Origin of the sequence: Streptomyces sp. NPDC020422 (assembly GCF_044386705.1) — a bacterium.
GTDB lineage: Bacteria > Actinomycetota > Actinomycetes > Streptomycetales > Streptomycetaceae > Streptomyces.
In genome coordinates this window covers 16,284-32,291 of sequence record NZ_JBIRVJ010000001.1, presented here as the reverse complement: position 1 = coordinate 32,291, position 16,008 = coordinate 16,284, and the positions used below count along the sequence as shown (strand labels likewise).

Genomic DNA, 16,008 nt, shown 5'->3' with positions numbered 1-16,008 from the left:
TCATCCCCGGCCCCGCGTGCCCTTCACGATCGGAGACCCCGATGTCAGACCTCCGCCCCTCCCGACGCTCCGCGCTGCGTCTGCTCGCCGGGATCGGCGCGCTCACCCTCGGCGCCTCGGCCTGCGGCCCCGGCGACCCGGGCCCCTCGGGAGCCGTGGCCGGCACCGGCCCGGCCACGGGGACCGGCGAGGAGCGGCGGCTGGGCGCCGAGTGGGAGAGCCACGCCCGCACCTTCATGGCGTGGCCGGCGCTGGAGTCCGTCTGGGAGGACGACCTCCCCTACGTGCGTCAGGACATCGCACGCATCGCCCGCGCCGTCTCGGAGTACGAGTACGTCGTGATGATGGCCCGACCGGACCAGGTGGCCGCCGCCCAGAAGGCCTGCGGCAGGAACGTCGAGGTCATCCCCCTCGCCGTCGACGACCTGTGGGCCCGTGACACCGTCCCCGTGTTCGTCGAGGAGGGCGGCAAGGTCGCCGGCGTCGACTTCAACTTCAGCGGCTGGGGCGGCAAGCAGGTCCACGACAACGACGCGCAGGTCGGACGGAAGCTGCTGTCGAAGTACGCGATCCCCCGCATCCAGACGTCGATCGTCGCCGAGGGAGGCTCCTTCGAGACGGACGGCGAGGGCACGCTCCTGATCACCGAGAGCTCGATCGTCAACGACAACCGCAACCCGGGCAAGTCCCGCTCCCAGATCGAGGCCGAGCTCAAGGAGCTCCTCGGCATGGACAAGGTGATCTGGCTGAAGGGCGTCCGCGGCGAGGACATCACCGACGCACACGTCGACAGCCTCGTCCGCTTCACCGCACCCGGGGTGATCCTCCTGGACCGCGCCTTCCCGGGCACGCCGGCCGACTCCTGGTCGCGCTCCTCCGACCAGGCCAAGGCCGTGCTCGGCGAGGCGACCGACGCGCGGGGCCGAAGCTTCGAGGTCATCGACCTCCCGCAGCCCGACCCCGACCGGATCACCGGCTACAGCGACGACTTCCTGTCGACCTACGCCAACTTCTACATCGGCAACGACGCGGTGTACCTGCCGAAGTTCGGCGACAGGAAGGCCGACGACCGCGCCCGGGGCATCCTCCAGGAGCACTTCCCCAAGCGCGACATCGTGCAGGTGAGCATCGACACCATCGCCACGGGCGGCGGCGGGATCCACTGCTCCACCCACGATCAGCCCGGCAAGCCGGTCGAGTGACCACGATTCATGGGAGCGCCCGTGTCCCCCACCCGTCGCCACCGGCCGAGCCGCGCCAGACTCCTCCCGGCCGTGACGGCGTGCCTGCTCATCGCGGCGGCCGTCGCCCTGGGCACGTGGCTCCAGTTCGGCGAGCGACAGGCCCTGGACCGGGTGTACGACGCGGGCGGTTCGGCCCCTGACCGGGTGGACGTCGAGGCCTCGATCCAACGGGTCGACGCCGCCGGACGGGAACTGACGCTCCGAGTGGACGTCACCCCTCGCGGAGAGCTGGCCGAGGCCGGCGGCGTCTCGCCCACCGAGGACCTGACGCTCCAGACGTCGACCTCGACCCGGGGCGATCTGTCCTTCAAGGCGCACAGCCGCATCGCGACCACGGACCTTCCGGTCGCCCTGAAGCGCGGTTCGATCACGGACTACCCCTTCGACGCCTACGACGCCTCGATCGAGTTCACCGCCGTCCACGGCGGCCGGAAGGTCCCCGTCCACCTGACCCTGTCCAACGGCGACGCGCTCTTCTCGGCGGCGGTGGACGATGCCTCGGGCGACGGGACCGCGGCCTTCGACGTCGCCCTGGGGCGCTCCGACAGCGTGCTCGTCTTCACCGTCTTCATGATGGCCGCCATGTGGGGCCTCGCCCTCGCGGTGCTCACCGGGGCGTGGTTCCTCGTCACCCGGCGCAAGGGCCTCACCTGGCCCGCGCTCGGCTGGATGGCCGCCACGCTGTTCGCCCTGGCGGCCTTCCGCAACACGGCTCCGGGCACGCCGCCCATCGGCTGCCTCATGGACTACATCGCCTTCCTCTGGGCCGAGACGGTCATCGCCTTCTGCCTCGTCACCGTGGTCGTCACCGGTTTCAGGGCCGAACGCCGGACATCGGACACCGAGTAGCCCACGGCCGTTCCTCCCGTCGCCGACGGCACGGCGCCGGCGCATCCGGCGGGCGCTCCCCGGGCGAAGACGGACGAAGGCGGGCGCGACCTCGCGGACGCAGAGGGAGGACGGCGTGAAGAGGACTTCGGACGACGCACGGTACGACGCGGTGGTCGTCGGCGCGGGGGCCGCCGGCCTCGCCTGCTCCGCCGACCTGCTCGCTGCGGGTCTGCGGGTGCTGCTCCTGGAGGCGGGCGGCGCGGCCGGCGGCCGGATGCGCACCGACCGCGTGGCGGGCTTCACCGTGGACCGCGGCTTCCAGGTCTTCAACACCTCGTATCCGCAGGTGAAGCGGCGGGTGCGGCTGAGGCCCCTGAGGCTGCGTCCGTTCACGCCGGGGGTGCTCGTGCACACCGAGCGCGGACCGCGCCGGTTCACGGATCCGAGCCGCCGCCCGGGCGAGGCCCGGGACCTGCTGCCGGGGCGGCTCGCGTCGGGCCGCGATCTGCTGGCGCTCTCCGTCCTTTCGGCGCGGGACGCGCTGGCCCCGGCGTCCGTGCTGCGGCGCGGCCCCGACGGGACCACGCGCGAGGCGCTGGCCGCGGCCGGGCTGTCGCCGCGGCTCGTGGAGACGTTCTTCCGCCCGTTCCTCTCGGGCGTGTTCCTGGAGGACCGGCTGGAGACCTCGGCGCGCTTCTTCCACCTGGTGTGGCGGAGCATGCTGCGCGGCACCCTGTGCCTCCCCGCCGAGGGGATCGGCGCCGTGCCCGCCCAGCTCGCCGCGCGGCTGCCACCGGACGTGCTCCGCACCGGCAGCGCCGTGTCCGCGCTGGGCCCGGACGGTGTGGTCCTCGCGGACGGGCGCGCGGTGCGGTCCCGCGCGGTCGTCGTCGCCACCGGGCAGCGGGTCGCGGCGGAGCTGCTGCCGGGGCTCGCCGTCCCGGCCGGCCGGACCGTGACCACGCTGTACCACGCGGTCGACCGGCCTCCGCTGGACGAGCCCGTGCTGGTCGTCGACTCCGCGCGCAGGTTCCTGAACACCTGCGTCCTCACCGCCGTCCAGCCGGGGTTCTCCACCGACGGCCGGGCGCTGGTGTCCACGTCGGTGCTCGGCTCTCCGGGGCCCTCGGACACGGCGGCGGTGCTCGCGGCCCTGGGCGAGGTGTACGGCGTGGACCCGGCCGGCTGGGAGCCCGTGCACCGCGTCACGGTCCCGGACGCCCTGCCGGCGATGCCGGGGGCGGTGCCGCTCTCCCGGTCCGTGCGGTGGGCACCGGGCCGGTACGTGTGCGGGGACCACCGGGCGACCGGTTCGGTCCAGGGCGCGCTGGCCTCGGGTGCCCGGGCGGCCCGCGCCGTCCTGGCCGACCTGCGGGCCGGCGCGGTCGCGTGACCCGCCGGGCGGCCCCCTGACCGTACCGCCGCCCCGCGGGCACCCTCGCGGCGGTGCGGTCAGGCCGGCACCGGGGCGAAGCGGTGGAGTTCGTCCGCGCCCGGCTGCACGACGCCGTAGCTGTTCTCCGGCACCTCGTTCCAGGCACCCGGCAGGTCCCCCAGGGGCTCGGAGACGATGAGGCGGGTGTCCTCCGAGACGCCCCGCAGGAACGCGACGTCGGGGTGGAGGCGGCGCAGCGCCTCCACCCGGCTGCTGTAGAAGAGCGAGCGGGACGCCCGGGCGGTGGAGTAGCGGAAGGCCCACAGGCGCTCGCCGTCGGTGAGGGCGAGCGTCATCTGGAGGGGGTGCTCCACCCCGTGCGCGCGTCCCACCCGCTCCACGACGCCCGCCATCCTGGCGACGGCCCCGGGCGGGTCGTCCTCCAGGCCGTAGGTGAGGGCGAGGTAGAACATGACCTCGGAGTCCGTCGTGCCCTCGATGTCCGCGTAGAGCGCGGGGTCGACGAGCAGGGTCAGCTCGCGGCGCAGCAGCGGGAAGTCCGCGATGGCGCCGTTGTGCATGAACATCCAGCGGCCGTGCCGGAAGGGGTGGCAGTTCGACTGCTGCACGGCCGTTCCGGTCGACGCCCTGATGTGGGCGAAGAAGAGCGGGGAGCGGACGTGGTCCGCCAGCTCGCGCAGATTGCGGTTGTTCCACGCGGGCCCGACCTCCCGCAGCAGCGCCGGGGTGTCGGTGTGCTCCGAGTACCAGCCGACGCCGAAGCCGTCGCCGTTGGTCGTCTCCACGCCCATCTTGGAGTGCAGGCTCTGGTCGATGAGGGAGTGGGCCGGCTGGTAGAGGAGCGTTTCGAGCAGCACCGGCGTCCCCCGGTACGCGAGCCATCGACACATACGCGATCACCTGCATCTCTGCGCGAGACCGGTCCGGCGCACCGTCCGGTCCTCCCATTCTCGGCACCGCCGCTGCGGGTCGCCACAGCGGCGGCATCGTCCTCGGGCCTGTCCGGCGGGCTCATCCGTCCTGGTGGCGCGCCTTCTCCGGCAGGCCTGCCTCGCGCCGCTCCTCGTCGTTCCACGCCCGGGTGTCACGCGGACTGACGTACGGCTCCCGCCCCGGTGGCATGCCACCGGCCACCGCGCGCCGGCGCAGCAGCTCGGCGTCGAACTCCAGGCCGAGCAGCACGGCGAGATTGCTGATCCACAGCGAGACGAGGAAGACCACGAGGCCGGCCATGGTGCCGTAGACCCGGTTGTACGAGGCGAAGGTCGAGACGTACACCGCGAAGCCCGCCGACGCCGCCAGCCAGATCAGCAGGGCGAGCACGCTGCCCGGGGTGATCCAGCGCCATCCGCGGCCCTTGGCGTTCGGGCTCGCCCAGTACAGCAGGGCGATCATGACCACGGCGAGCAGGAGGAGGGCGGGCCACCTGGCCACCGACCAGATCGTCAGGGCGGTGTCGCCGACGCCCAGCGCGTCCCCGGCCCGGCGTGCCACGTCGCCGCTGAGCACGAGCAGCAGGGCGCCCGCGGCGGCCATCGTCATGAGCGCCGCCGTCATGCCGAGCCGGATCGGCAGCAGCTTCCAGACGGGGCGGCCCTCGGGGACGTCGTGGACGCGGTTCGCGGCGCGCATGAAGGCGCCGACGTAGCCGGACGAGGACCACAGGGCCACCAGCAGTCCGGCCGCGGCCATGAAGGCGCCGGTGCCGGTGTTGCCGCTCAGGGCCTGCAGCCCCTGTTCCAGGACGTCGCGAGTCGGTCCCGGCGCCAGCTCCCGCAGGCTCTCCAGCACCCGGTCGGTGGTCCGCTGTCCGCTGATCCCGAGCAGCGAGACCAGGGCGAGCAGTCCGGGGAACAGCGACAGGACGCCGTAGTACGTCAGCGCCGCCGCCCGGTCCATGAGCTCGTCGTCCGTGAACTCGCGTACCGAGCCCTTCAGTACGGCGAGCCACGAGGACCTGGGCAGGTCGGCGGGTGAATCGGGGGCGCGCTCCTCGACGCCGGTGCCCGGTCCGGGGCCCTCGGGGCCGGACGGGTCGGGGGGCGGGGTCAGGGGCTCGGGAGTCCGGCGTTCGGGGACGTTGGGTTCGGCCATGCCTCGGCGGCTACCCCCCTCGGCCGGTCCTACGCCGGAGCCCGTGTCCCGGCCGTCAGACGGAGGCGCGGGCCTGGCGCCGGCGCCACCACCGGGGGCGGGTGCGCGGGTGCACGGCCCGGCCGAGGCGCCGGCCGATGGTCACGTACCCGATGAGCGCTCCCGTCGTGTTGAGGAGGACGTCGTCGATGTCGAAGGCACGGCCCGTCACGAGCGCTCCCTGCACCAGTTCCACGAGCAGCATGGTGGCGGCGGTGAGGAGCGCGACGCGGAGGAAGCCGCGGGCCCTGCGGGACAGCAGCGGCAGCAGGATCCCGAAGGGGACGCCGAGGAGGACGTTGCCCCCGAGCTGCTTCACGGTGTCCCGGAACGCGGGCCGCGAGAGATAGGCCTGGATCGAGCGCCCGGGTGTCAGATTGCTGTGGGTGAGGCTCGCGGAGGCCGGGGAGGCCTCCAGCGTCAGCCGGGCCAGGACCACGGCGAACGCCACCATGCCGGCGAGGGCCGTGAGGGCGACGAGCGCCCGTACGAAGCGGCCCGGCCCGCGCCGGACAGGGGCCGCGGTCCGGGGCGCCGTGGGGTCGGGATCCGTCCGCCCCGGGCTTCCGGCGGCGGGCGCCGCGCCGCCCGCCCGCCGCGTGTCCGCGGCCCCGTCCCCGCCCGCGGGCGCGGCGCTCCGTCCCTTCGACGCGCTCTTCGACGCTCTTCTCGCCACCGCTCTCGCCACTCTTCTCGACGCGCTTCGACCGAACACGAGTCGTCTCCTCCCCTGGGTGTCCTCGTGCGAACGGATCCCGCGTACCCGCGCCGGGGCACGGCATGCGCCGCGCTCCCCCGGGCCGCTCACCTCCGCACCAACCTCCCCTTGTGCCCCAACTGGGCCTGTTTTCAAGGGAGTCGGGTGTGCGCGCGGCGGACTCGGGCACCCGGCCCCCATGGGAGAAGAAGAGACGAAGAACCGCCCCGCGCCGGCCCACCGTTCGCATCGGGACCCCGCAGGCAGGTGGCGCATCGCCGCCGGCGCGCTGCTGGTGCTCGCCGTCGCCCTCATGCTGGTCGGCCAGTTGCTCCGGATCCCCGGCATGGACGTCTTCGGGACGGAGGTGAAGGACCGCTCCGGTCCCGCCGTCCTCAAGTCCGTCCAGGACCTGAGCCGGTACGAGGGGGCCGCGGGGACCTATCAGGTGGTGGTCGACCTGGAGCGCGACGCGCGCTTCCTGCCGGACGCGATCCGCGGCACCCGCACCCTGTACGTGGCCAGCGGCAGCGTCGCCGCATACGTCGAGTTCGGCGGCCTCGGGGACGGCGCCGTGACCGTCGACGCCGATCGGACCGAGGCCACCCTCCGGCTGCCGCACGCCCGGACGGCCGACCCGGCGCTCGATCCGGAACGGTCGTACGCCGTGTCGAAGCAGCGCGGACTGCTCGACCGGATCGGCGACCTCTTCTCGGACAACCCCGCGAACGAGCAGGCCGTCCACGTCCTCGCCGCCCGGCGCATCGGCGAAGCGGCCCGCGCGTCCGACCTGACGTCCCGGGCGGAACGGAACACCGCCGCGATGCTGCGGGAGCTGCTGCGGGGCCTGGGCTTCGAGCGGGTGAACGTGACCTTCGTCTGAGCGGGATCCACCCGGCCGGGGGGCGGTTGCGCGGGGCGCGGCGCCCACCGGCCCGACCGCGCCGTCCGGGGGATGTGGCGGCCGACACGCTCGGGTCGGTCCGCCGACGGGGCAAGGGGCTTACATGAGCACTCACGACGACGACCGGAACGCCCCCGAGCCCGACGCCCCTGACGCCCCCGATGCCCCCACGGTCGAGGCCCTGGGCTCGCTGTCCAAGGCACTGGAGACGGCGGAGCGCGCCCGGGGCCATCTGTACGGCTTCCACCAGCTGACCGGCACGGCGGACTTCGAGCTCGACCGGGCGGTCCGGCTCCTGCGCGAGGCCGGGCACCACGCCTGGGCGGACCGGGTGGAGACGGAGATCCTGGGGCGCAACGTCATGCCCGGCCACTGGACGTACGAGATCGTCGACGCCTACAACGAGACCTACTACGAGCCCTTCCGGCAGCTGGAGCGCGCCGCGGTCTCGGCCCTGTCCGGCGGCCGGGAGCACCGTTTCGAGGCCCGGCTGCAGAGGAAGCGCCGCACTCCGGGCCACCCCGACCACGCCCCGGCCGACGAGGCCGGCACCTGAGCAGTCCGGGCGCGGGCCCAGGGCCGCGCCCGGACACGGAGGAACGGCTCCTGGGTTCCCGCACCGAAGGCGCGTCCGGTGCGGGAACCCAGGAGCCGTGCGCGGGGGGGATCAGTCGGCGCTGGTGCCCAGCAGGCCCTCGCGCAGGCGCTTCACCGTGCGCGTGAGGAGCCGCGAGACGTGCATCTGCGAGCAGCCCAGCTGCTCGCCGATCTGCGCCTGGGTCAGTTCCTCGACGAACCGCAGGTGGATGATCCGGCGGTCGCGCTCGTCGAGGTCGGCGATGAGCGGGGCCAGCGAGTGGAAGTCCTCCACCAGCTCCATGGCCGGGTCCTCGGTGCCGATGAAGTCGGCCAGCGAGGCGTCGCTGTCCTCGTCCTCGCCGCTGAGGGCGGCGTCGAGCGAGGAGGAGTTGTAGCCGTTGGAGGCGAGCCGCGCCTCGGTGACCTCCTCCTCGCTGAGGCTCATCAGCTCGGCCAGCTCCTTGACCGTCGGCGTCCGGCCGAGGCGGGTGCTGAGCTCCTCGGTCGCCTTGGCCAGCTCCACCCGCGCCTCTTGGAGCCTGCGCGGTACGTGCACCGCCCAGGAGGTGTCCCGGAAGAAGCGCTTGATCTCGCCGACGATGTAGGGGACGGCGAAGGTGGCGAACTCGACCTCGCGCGAGAGCTCGAACCGGTCGATCGCCTTGATCAGGCCGATCATGCCGACCTGGACGATGTCCTCCATCTCGTCGGCGCGGTGCCGGAAGCGCCCGGCGGCGTAGCGGACCAGGCTCATGTTCATCTCGATGAGGGTGTTGCGCGCGTACTGGTACTCGTGCGTCCCCTCCTCCAGCGTCGCGAGCTCCTGGAAGAAGACCTTCGACAGGGCCCTCGCGTCCTTGGGCGCGACAGCCAACGTGTCCGGGATCTGCGGCAGCGTCCCCGCTCCGGACTCGATTCCCGCCAGCGACATCGTGGTGACCGTCACACCTGTCCCCTTTCACGTGTGTTCCTCGTCGGGATGCATGACCCGTGGCTGCTCGCCTACCCCGACTTCGCGGATTCAGACCTGCCGATTTCTCATGAGTTTCCGACCGGTTCCTTTCGGCCCCGCGAGGGGCAGACGGAAACCCTGACCGGACGTCCGAAGGAGAGACATGACACGGGATCCCTCGATGCGGGCCGTCGGCTGGGCACGGTCCCTGCCGATGGGCAGCAGCGTCAAGACGGCACGGGACTGGACGCGCGAGCACCTGGCGGCGCTCGGCTGGGACCGTACCGCCCCCGGGGTGGCGGACTCCGTCGTGCTGACGGTCTCCGAACTCGTCACCAACGCCCATGTGCACGCCCACAGCGACGCGCAGCTCATCCTCACCTGGGACGAGGAGTGCCTGCACGTCACCGTGCACGACGCCTCGCCCCTGGTGCCCGAGCAGCGCAGGCCCGACGAGGGCGCGCTGGGCGGGCGCGGACTGCTCCTGGTCGACGCGCTCGCCGACGACGTGCGGACCCGCCCCTGCCCGCGGGGCAAGGACGTCACGGCCTGTTTCCGCCCGGCCATAGGCCGGCCCGGCTGAGGAGGCACCCCCCGCCGCACGTCAGTGGCCCAGGGAGGCGAGCAGCGGCGCCCAGTCGATGTGACGCTCCTCCGTGCCCTGCGGCACGAGGACGAAGGTGTCGCGCACGAAGCGGCCGAGCGCCTCCTGCTCGCACCGGACGACGGCGCACTGCCCGACCGGCCCGAGCTGGAGCAGGAGCCCGCCGTCGGGGGTGGGACGGATCCTGACCTCGCCGTCACCGGTGGGTCCCAGCGCTCCGGCGAGGATCATCCCGCGGTCGACGCGCCACACCACCGGTTCCTCGCCGAGGAGGTGGAAGGCGATGCTCAGGGCGTAGGGGTCGCGCGATTCGTAGCCGACGGTGGTGTCGATCCGGATCGCCACGTCCGAGGTGAACAGGTCCATGGCCATCGGCTGGACGAGGGCGCGGGGTGCGGGGAGCGGTGCGACGGGGGGCTGGGGCATGAGGTCCTCCGGCTGAGGGGATGTCAGCGAGCGGGTGCGGTGTCCGCTTGACCCGTCCCGCCCCTGTTACACCTCGTGCCCTCGTGACGGATGTGCCGATGCTGTCGTGATTCGGTGAAGGCCGTGAAAGACCGTCAGGGACCGGTGGGATGCGGCCCCTCCGCGGCGCCGCTCGGGGTGTCGCCGTCGGGTCCCACGCTCTCGGCCCGGCCCGTCAGGTGCTCGTGGGTGCCGGTGAGCAGGAGCAGCCGGTCGAGGAAGGGCGGTCTGCAGTCGAGGTGCAGCGGGACGCCCGCGGTCGTGGCGAGCCGGTGGAGGGCCAGCAGGGCGGAGAGGCCCATCGAGTCGCAGAGGGTGAGCCCGGCGCAGTCGACGCGGAGCCGCGTGGGGGCGGCGGTCTCCGGGTCCAGGTGGGCCCGGGTCGCGTCCAGCAGCTCCTCGGCGCTGTCCCAGGCCAGGTCGCCGGCGAGCGTCACGTACAGGTTGCCGTCGGGCGCGGCGACGGCCTTGACCTCGAAGGTGTGGTCGGAGGTGGTCACGAGTGGGGTCCTGGAGCGGGCGGGGCGGGTACGGACAGGAGGGCGCGGCGCCCGGCGGCGAGATGCGCCCGCGAGCGGGGGAAGTCGTGCTGGGCGTCGGCGAGCAGGTCGAGGGCGGCGACCAGCGCGCCGCCCGGGACGCCGCGGGCCCGCAGGACCCCGGCGGTCCAGGTGACGAAGCCGGTGAACAGCTCGGGGTCGTCGGCGTAGAGGGAGGCGCCGAGGAAGTCGACGATGTGGGCGATGTCCTCTGCGGTCCGCTCCCGCTGCCGGTCGGTGTACGAGGCCATGGCGGGGACCGCGTCCTCGAGGCCCTGGAGGATCCGGCGGACCAGCGGGGCGCGGGCCCGCGTGACCAGGGTGTACTCCTGGTCGGCGAGGTGGGGCAGGTCGGCGGCGGGCCGGCCCGGACGGGGTCGCGGCGGACCGGCGGCCAGGAGCCGGGCGGCGGACCTGGCGTCCGGGGCCCAGCCGTCGGCGCCCAGCAGACGGGCGTAGCGGCCGTCGGGGCCGAAGGCGGCGCCCCCGACGAGGACGGGGAGCCCGATGGCCTGGACGGCGGTGACGGCGGCGTGGGCCGTCGGGAGCCGGACGGGCAGCGAGGACGAGAGGGCGACGACGTCCGTGCCGGTCTGGTGCAGGTGGGCGATGAGGTGGGGGGTGGGGACGTGCGCCCCGAGGTAGTCGACGAGGAAGCCGCGGCCGCGCAGCACCTCGGCGAGCAGCCGGGCGGGCAGGGCGTGCCACTCTCCGTCGACACAGGCGACGGTGACGTGCCGGGGCGCCTGACCGCTCTCCGGCCGGGGAGCGGTCGCGTCCGCCGTGCGGTGGGCGAGGGCCGCGACGACCCGGTCCTGGATGGCGGTGGCGGCGTGCTCCTGGGCGACGCCGATGCGGCCGGCGGCCCATTCCGCGCCGATGCCGGCCTGGACGGGGCCGATCACGTCGAGGAGGAGGTCCTCGGCGGGGACTCCGGCGTCGTGGGCGCCGAGGACGGCGGCGGCGGCCGCCGTCTCGTCCCGCGCCTCCAGGGCCGCCCACAGCTGTCGGCGGGTGGCGAGGAGGGCGGCGGTCGGGGTGGTGGTGGACGTGCTCATGCGGTGTACCTGCCCCGGGTGTGGCCGTTCACCGCCGACAGGTGGGTGGTGTGCGGTGCGGTGATGGCGACGACCGCCATGTCGTCGTGGGGTCCGCGGCCCACCCAGTTCCCGGCGATCATCTGCACCCGCTCGACGACGGCCTCGGCCGGGAGCCCCACGCACTCGGAGAGCGCGGAGCGCAGCCGCTCCTCGCCGAACATGGCGGGGTCGAGCGGCCCGCCGCGGGCCTCCGTGATCCCGTCCGTGTAGAGCAGGCAGGTCTCGCCCGGCGACAGGTCCACGGTCGCGGAGCGGCTGGTGACGACGGGCAGGGCGCCCACCAGGGTGCCGCCGGTGTCCGCCTCCTCCACCTCTCCGGTGGCGCGCAGGACGAGCGGGCGGGGGTGGCCGGCGCTGGTGAGCCGGAGCCGCACCCGGCCGCCCGTGCGCCGCACCGAGGCCAGCACCAGGGTGGCGAAGCGGGTGTGCCGGGTGGTCAGCAGGGCGCCGTTGAGCAGCCGCAGGACGTCCTGGTGGTCGCCGGCGAGGGGCAGCAGGGCCTGTACGGTGCTGCGGATCCGGCCCGTGAGGACGGCGGCGTCCAGTCCCTTGCCGCACACGTCGCCGAGGACGGCGAGCGTGTCGTGGCCGTCGTCGGTGCCGGGGTGCACGTCGTAGAAGTCGCCGCCGATGCGCTCGGTGTCCTGGGAGGTGCGGTAGCCGCCCGCGAAGTCGACCCCGCCGACGTGGTGGAGCCGGGGCGGGAGGAGTTCGGTGATCAGCGCGCGGGTGACGCGGGCCTGTTCCGCGTAGAGGCGGGCGGCCGAGAGGGCGGCGCCGGCACGGGCGGCGAAGAGCCGGGCGAAGCGCTCCTCCGAGGCGTCGAAGGCCCGCTGCCCGCTGCGCCGCAGCAGGATCAGGGCGCCCGCCGGCACGCCGTGGCCGGGCAGCGGGGTGATGGCGACGGACCCGGGTGTGCCTCCGAAGCCCTCGGGCACGGCCCAGGAGGGCAGTTCGGCCGGGTCGATCCAGCGGGCGGGCACCGGCGGGAAGCCCTGGAGAGCCTCGGCGAGACCGGGCACGAGGGTCGGGTCCAGGGTGAGCTGGGTCCGCTCGAACGCCCCGGCCATGGCGGTGACCACGGTGGAGCGGTTGCGCGGCCCGGGCGGGGAGATCACGAGGGCGGCGTCACCGAGGTGCTCGGCGGCGAGCAGGGCCGCCTTCTCCAGGCAGCGGTCGGGGTTGAGCGAGGCCAGCAGCTGGGTCGAGGCCTCGGCCAGGATCGCGTGGCGCTCCCGTTCGGTGCGCAGGGCGTCCTGGGCGGCCGTCAGGTCGGAGTCGTCGACCAGCCACCAGGCCACGTCGCCGTGGCCGGACTCGGTGGGGTGGGCCCTCAGGAGCCTTCCGTCGTGGCAGCCGCGCAGCGGGGCGGGGCCGGCCGTGGCCGTGGCCGGCCCGGCGGGTGTGTGCGGCGGGTGGGTCAGGCGTCGGTGGGCGTCGGCGAGCCACCCCGGGACGACCTCGTCCAGGCCCTTGCCGATCCCCAGGCGTGGAAAGAGGTCGGCGGCGGCGGCGTTGAACTCCACGACGCCGCCCTCGCGGTCGGCCACCACCGCCGGGTGCGGCGACCCCCGCCATACGGGGCTTCCCGCTCCCGCGCTCTCGCGGAAGCGGCCGGACTCGTCCTCGAAAACAGTCATAAGCGTGGCCCGCGCGTCGTGGACCGCCACCTTCCCACTCGACTACAGCTCGTCCGTCCACCCTTGCGCAGTGGGCTCCGCACATCAAGCGAGCCCCCCTCCCGGGGTCCGCATCCGGCCCGCCCCCGCACGATCCCCACGGTTCCGGCACACATCCTTCACGGAAGCGGTGCTCAGGTGGCGGTGAGGACGAGGACCGCCCGGTCGTCGTCGATGTCCTGTCCGCCCGTGAAGTCGCGCACCGCACCGGTGAGGGCGTCGACGACCTGCTGGGCTGAGGGGCGGGGCGGGGTCCCGGCGACGGCCTCGGCGAGCCGTTTCTCTCCGAACTGCTCGCCCGAGCCGTCGCGGGCCTCCGTGATGCCGTCCGTGTAGAGCAGCAGGCTCTCGTGCGGTTCGAGATGGAGGGTCCGGGAGACGACGTCGGTTTCGGCGGAGATGCCGAGCAGGGATCCGGGGGCGTCGACGAGACGGGTGGTGTGGCGGGTGTCGAGGTGCAGGGGCAGGGTGTGGCCGGCCCGGACCAGCTCGACGTCCAGTCCGTGCCCGGTGGGGGTGAGCCGGCCGTAGACGAGGGTGACGAAGCCGGTGCCGTGACTGCCCGGGCGGTTGACGAGGGCCCGGTTGACGGCCGCGACGACGTCCTCGGGGCCGGGCAGGAGGGGTGCGACGGCGCGCGCGGTGTGGCGGACGAGGGCGGTGGTGGTGGCGGCGATGGCTCCGCGCCCGCAGACGTCGCCGAGGAGGAAGGCCCACCGCCCGTCGTCCAGCGGGAAGACGTCGTAGAAGTCGCCGCCGATGTCGAGGCCCTCACCGGCGGGGTGGTACGAGGTGGCGACGTCCGCGCCGGGCACGTCGGGGAGTTCGGGCATGAGCAGCCCGGCCTGGAGGTCCCGGGCGAGGGTCACCCGGTGGGTGTACTGGCGGGCGTTGCGGGCGGCCGAGGCGGCGCGGCGGGCGAGTTCCTCGGCGAGGGCCACGCGGTGCCCGTCGAAGGGCTCCGCCTCGGTGGAGAGCAGCGTCACGGTGCCGAAGGCGGTGCCCCGGTCCAGCAGCGGGATGCAGAGGTAGCCGGTCACGCCGAGGTCCCGCCAGGGGCCGGGGCCGGTGGGGGCGCGCCGGGCGACCTCGCTCGCGCGCGTGGCGAGGACCCGGGCGACGGCGTCGTCGTCGGTGTCGTAGACCGGGATGTGCGAGGCGAGGACCTCCCGTCGGCGTTCGTCCGGGGCGGCCGTGGCGACCCGGCGCAGTCGCCCGTTCTCCACCACGTCGACGGCGCACAGCGGTGCCAGGCGCGGGGCGCAGGAGGCGGCGAGCCGCTCCAGGGTCTGGACGGCGTCGAGGTCGAAGGTGAGGGCGGTGCTGGCCTGGAGGAGGAAGGCGAGGTCCTCGCGGGCCGCCCGCTCCCGGGCCTCGGCGGCGCTGCGGGCGACCTCGGCCTGCTGCCGCTCCACGGCGAGCGCCGCGGTGTCGGCGAAGAGGCGGGCGAGGGCCAGGTCGGCCGCCTGGGGGAGCCTCGGGGTGCGGTGGTACATCGCGAAGGTGCCCAGGACCGCGCCGTCGCGTCCCAGGACGGGGGTGGACCAGCAGGCGGCCAGGCCGGCCCGTCGCGCCAGGTCGCGGAAGTCGTCCCACAGCGGGTCCGTGGCGATGTCTCCGACGATGACGGTCTCGCGGCGGTGCGCGGCGGTGCCGCAGGAACCGGCGCCCTCGCCGATCGCGATCCCGTCCACGGCCCGGTTGTAGAAGTCGGGCAGGCTGGGGGCCGCGCCGTGCACCAGTCGCCGGCCCTCCTGGTCGGCGAGGAGCACGGAGACGACGAGGTCCTCCGGCGACAGTTCCTCTATCGCGCGGGCCATTCCGTCCAGGACCTCGCGCAGCGGCGCCTGCCGGGCGATCTGCTCCAGGAGGGCGCGGTGTTCCGCCGTGAACCGCTGGGCCTGCCTGACCTGTGTCGTCTCGACCCCGATGACCCGGACGCCGGTGACGTTGCCGCCGGAGTCGACGCGCGGCTCGTAGCTGAAGTCGAAGAAGGCCTCCCGCGGCTCGGCGCCGGCGTCGAGGAGGAGGACCCGGGCGTCGCGTCCGGTGCGGGGGGTGCCGGACCGGTAGACCCGGTCGAGCAGTCCGATGAGTCCCTGGCCTGCGGGCTCGGGCAGCAGGTCCCCGAGGGGCACGCCGGTGCGGACGCGCGGGCCGGCGCCGATGGCGTCGAAGAAGGCGGGATTGGCGCTCTCGACCAGGTGCGCGGGGCCGGCGAGGGAGGCGAAGACCGCGGTGGTCTCGCCGAACAGGACTCTGAGGTCATCGTCCGTGGCGTCGACGGCGGCGCGACCGGGGTCCTTCGCCGGGTCGGGCCGGTGGGGATGTTGACCCGGTACGCGCCTCATGCGCTCTCTTTCCTGTTCTGCGGCGCCGGCGCTCCGGCTCCGGGGGCGGTGTCCGGCCCGGCCGGTAGCGCGGCGAATGCCTCGCGCACGTCGGCGTGCACGGTGAAGATCTGGTCGAGGCCCGTCAGGGCGAACAGCCGACGGACGGTGGGCGGTACGGCGGCGAGCCGGAGGGTCCTGCCCTGGGCGGACAGGTCCTGATAGAGCCTCAGCAGGGCGCTGATGCCGCTGGAGTCGCAGAAGGTCAGAGCGGCGAGGTCCACCACCACGGGCCCCGGCACGGCGCCGGCCCCCGGTCCGCGGTGCCCCGCCTCGTCCAGTTGGACGGCGCTGTCGTAGTCCAGCTCGCCGCGGAGCACCAGTACCGTGCCCCGTTCCTCCTGTCTGACGTCGACCGAGAACACCCTCGACTTCCTCCGTGTGCGACTGCCGGCGGACGGACCCAGCCTAGGGAACCGGCGTGGACGTCACTTCCTCCCTCCGCGTTCTTCCGCGTTCCCCGGTCCTTCGGATTCATGACGGAGGAAGGCGTTT

At 74.1% G+C, this 16,008-nt stretch carries 16 protein-coding genes; 6 read left to right on the top strand and 10 right to left on the bottom strand.

What is annotated here, in order from left to right:
• Window positions 1–41: 41 nt before the first annotated feature.
• The 3 genes from ACH414_RS00150 to ACH414_RS00140 all read left to right on the top strand — a co-directional run bounded on the left by ACH414_RS00150 (window position 42) and on the right by ACH414_RS00140 (window position 3,468).
• Window positions 42–1,202: an agmatine/peptidylarginine deiminase gene (locus ACH414_RS00150; protein WP_398940416.1), complete on the top strand. Its 1,161-nt coding sequence runs from the start codon at window positions 42–44 to the stop codon at window positions 1,200–1,202.
• A 21-nt stretch (window positions 1,203–1,223) separates the two neighbouring features.
• Complete coding sequence (locus tag ACH414_RS00145; protein WP_398940415.1) at window positions 1,224–2,093, top strand: DUF4436 family protein; 870 nt, start codon at window positions 1,224–1,226, stop codon at window positions 2,091–2,093.
• A gap of 115 nt (window positions 2,094–2,208) precedes the next feature.
• Window positions 2,209–3,468, top strand: a complete 1,260-nt coding sequence (locus ACH414_RS00140) for an NAD(P)/FAD-dependent oxidoreductase (protein WP_398940414.1) — start codon at window positions 2,209–2,211, stop codon at window positions 3,466–3,468.
• A 59-nt stretch (window positions 3,469–3,527) separates the two neighbouring features.
• On the opposite strand, the gene ACH414_RS00135 is transcribed toward ACH414_RS00140, so the two are convergent.
• The 3 genes from ACH414_RS00135 to ACH414_RS00125 all read right to left on the bottom strand — a co-directional run bounded on the left by ACH414_RS00135 (window position 3,528) and on the right by ACH414_RS00125 (window position 6,280).
• Window positions 3,528–4,361, bottom strand: coding sequence for a class II glutamine amidotransferase (locus ACH414_RS00135; RefSeq protein WP_382545289.1), 834 nt, complete (start codon window positions 4,359–4,361; stop codon window positions 3,528–3,530).
• A gap of 121 nt (window positions 4,362–4,482) precedes the next feature.
• The gene (locus tag ACH414_RS00130; RefSeq protein ID WP_398940413.1) at window positions 4,483–5,565 is read right to left on the bottom strand and encodes a YihY/virulence factor BrkB family protein; all 1,083 of its coding nucleotides are present in this window, start codon (window positions 5,563–5,565) and stop codon (window positions 4,483–4,485) included.
• A 55-nt stretch (window positions 5,566–5,620) separates the two neighbouring features.
• Window positions 5,621–6,280: a VanZ family protein gene (locus ACH414_RS00125; RefSeq protein WP_398940412.1), complete on the bottom strand. Its 660-nt coding sequence runs from the start codon at window positions 6,278–6,280 to the stop codon at window positions 5,621–5,623.
• A gap of 220 nt (window positions 6,281–6,500) precedes the next feature.
• Here ACH414_RS00125 and ACH414_RS00120 point away from each other — a divergent pair, with 220 nt between their 5' ends.
• Both ACH414_RS00120 and ACH414_RS00115 read left to right on the top strand, forming a co-directional pair.
• Window positions 6,501–7,184: a DUF4230 domain-containing protein gene (locus tag ACH414_RS00120; protein WP_382545299.1), complete on the top strand. Its 684-nt coding sequence runs from the start codon at window positions 6,501–6,503 to the stop codon at window positions 7,182–7,184.
• A gap of 124 nt (window positions 7,185–7,308) precedes the next feature.
• Window positions 7,309–7,761, top strand: a complete 453-nt coding sequence (locus tag ACH414_RS00115; RefSeq protein ID WP_382545302.1) for a hypothetical protein — start codon at window positions 7,309–7,311, stop codon at window positions 7,759–7,761.
• A 111-nt stretch (window positions 7,762–7,872) separates the two neighbouring features.
• Here the strand turns inward: ACH414_RS00115 and ACH414_RS00110 are convergent, their stop codons facing one another.
• On the bottom strand, window positions 7,873–8,715 hold the full coding sequence (locus ACH414_RS00110) for an RNA polymerase sigma factor SigF (protein ID WP_382545381.1): 843 nt from the start codon (window positions 8,713–8,715) through the stop codon (window positions 7,873–7,875).
• 184 nt (window positions 8,716–8,899) lie between these two features.
• On the opposite strand from ACH414_RS00110, the gene ACH414_RS00105 reads away from it, so the two are divergent.
• Window positions 8,900–9,319 (top strand): ATP-binding protein, encoded by a 420-nt coding sequence (locus ACH414_RS00105; protein ID WP_382545305.1) that lies wholly within the window; start codon window positions 8,900–8,902, stop codon window positions 9,317–9,319.
• Window positions 9,320–9,340: 21 nt separating this feature from the next.
• Here ACH414_RS00105 and ACH414_RS00100 read toward each other — a convergent pair whose 3' ends face one another.
• From ACH414_RS00100 to ACH414_RS00075, 6 genes are all read right to left on the bottom strand, one after another.
• Window positions 9,341–9,766, bottom strand: a complete 426-nt coding sequence (locus ACH414_RS00100) for an SsgA family sporulation/cell division regulator (RefSeq protein ID WP_382545308.1) — start codon at window positions 9,764–9,766, stop codon at window positions 9,341–9,343.
• Between the two features lie 134 nt (window positions 9,767–9,900).
• Window positions 9,901–10,305, bottom strand: a complete 405-nt coding sequence (locus ACH414_RS00095; protein WP_382545311.1) for an STAS domain-containing protein — start codon at window positions 10,303–10,305, stop codon at window positions 9,901–9,903.
• Window positions 10,302–11,402 (bottom strand): B12-binding domain-containing protein, encoded by a 1,101-nt coding sequence (locus ACH414_RS00090; protein ID WP_382545314.1) that lies wholly within the window; start codon window positions 11,400–11,402, stop codon window positions 10,302–10,304. The genes ACH414_RS00095 and ACH414_RS00090 overlap by 4 nt, the downstream gene beginning before the upstream one ends.
• Window positions 11,399–13,084 (bottom strand): SpoIIE family protein phosphatase, encoded by a 1,686-nt coding sequence (locus tag ACH414_RS00085; RefSeq protein ID WP_382545317.1) that lies wholly within the window; start codon window positions 13,082–13,084, stop codon window positions 11,399–11,401. The genes ACH414_RS00090 and ACH414_RS00085 overlap by 4 nt, the downstream gene beginning before the upstream one ends.
• A gap of 173 nt (window positions 13,085–13,257) precedes the next feature.
• Window positions 13,258–15,474: a SpoIIE family protein phosphatase gene (locus tag ACH414_RS00080; RefSeq protein WP_398940411.1), complete on the bottom strand. Its 2,217-nt coding sequence runs from the start codon at window positions 15,472–15,474 to the stop codon at window positions 13,258–13,260.
• A complete protein-coding gene (locus ACH414_RS00075; RefSeq protein WP_382545323.1) occupies window positions 15,471–15,878 on the bottom strand; it encodes an STAS domain-containing protein in 408 nt (135 codons plus the stop codon). The genes ACH414_RS00080 and ACH414_RS00075 overlap by 4 nt, the downstream gene beginning before the upstream one ends.
• Between the last annotated feature and the right edge of the window lie 130 nt (window positions 15,879–16,008).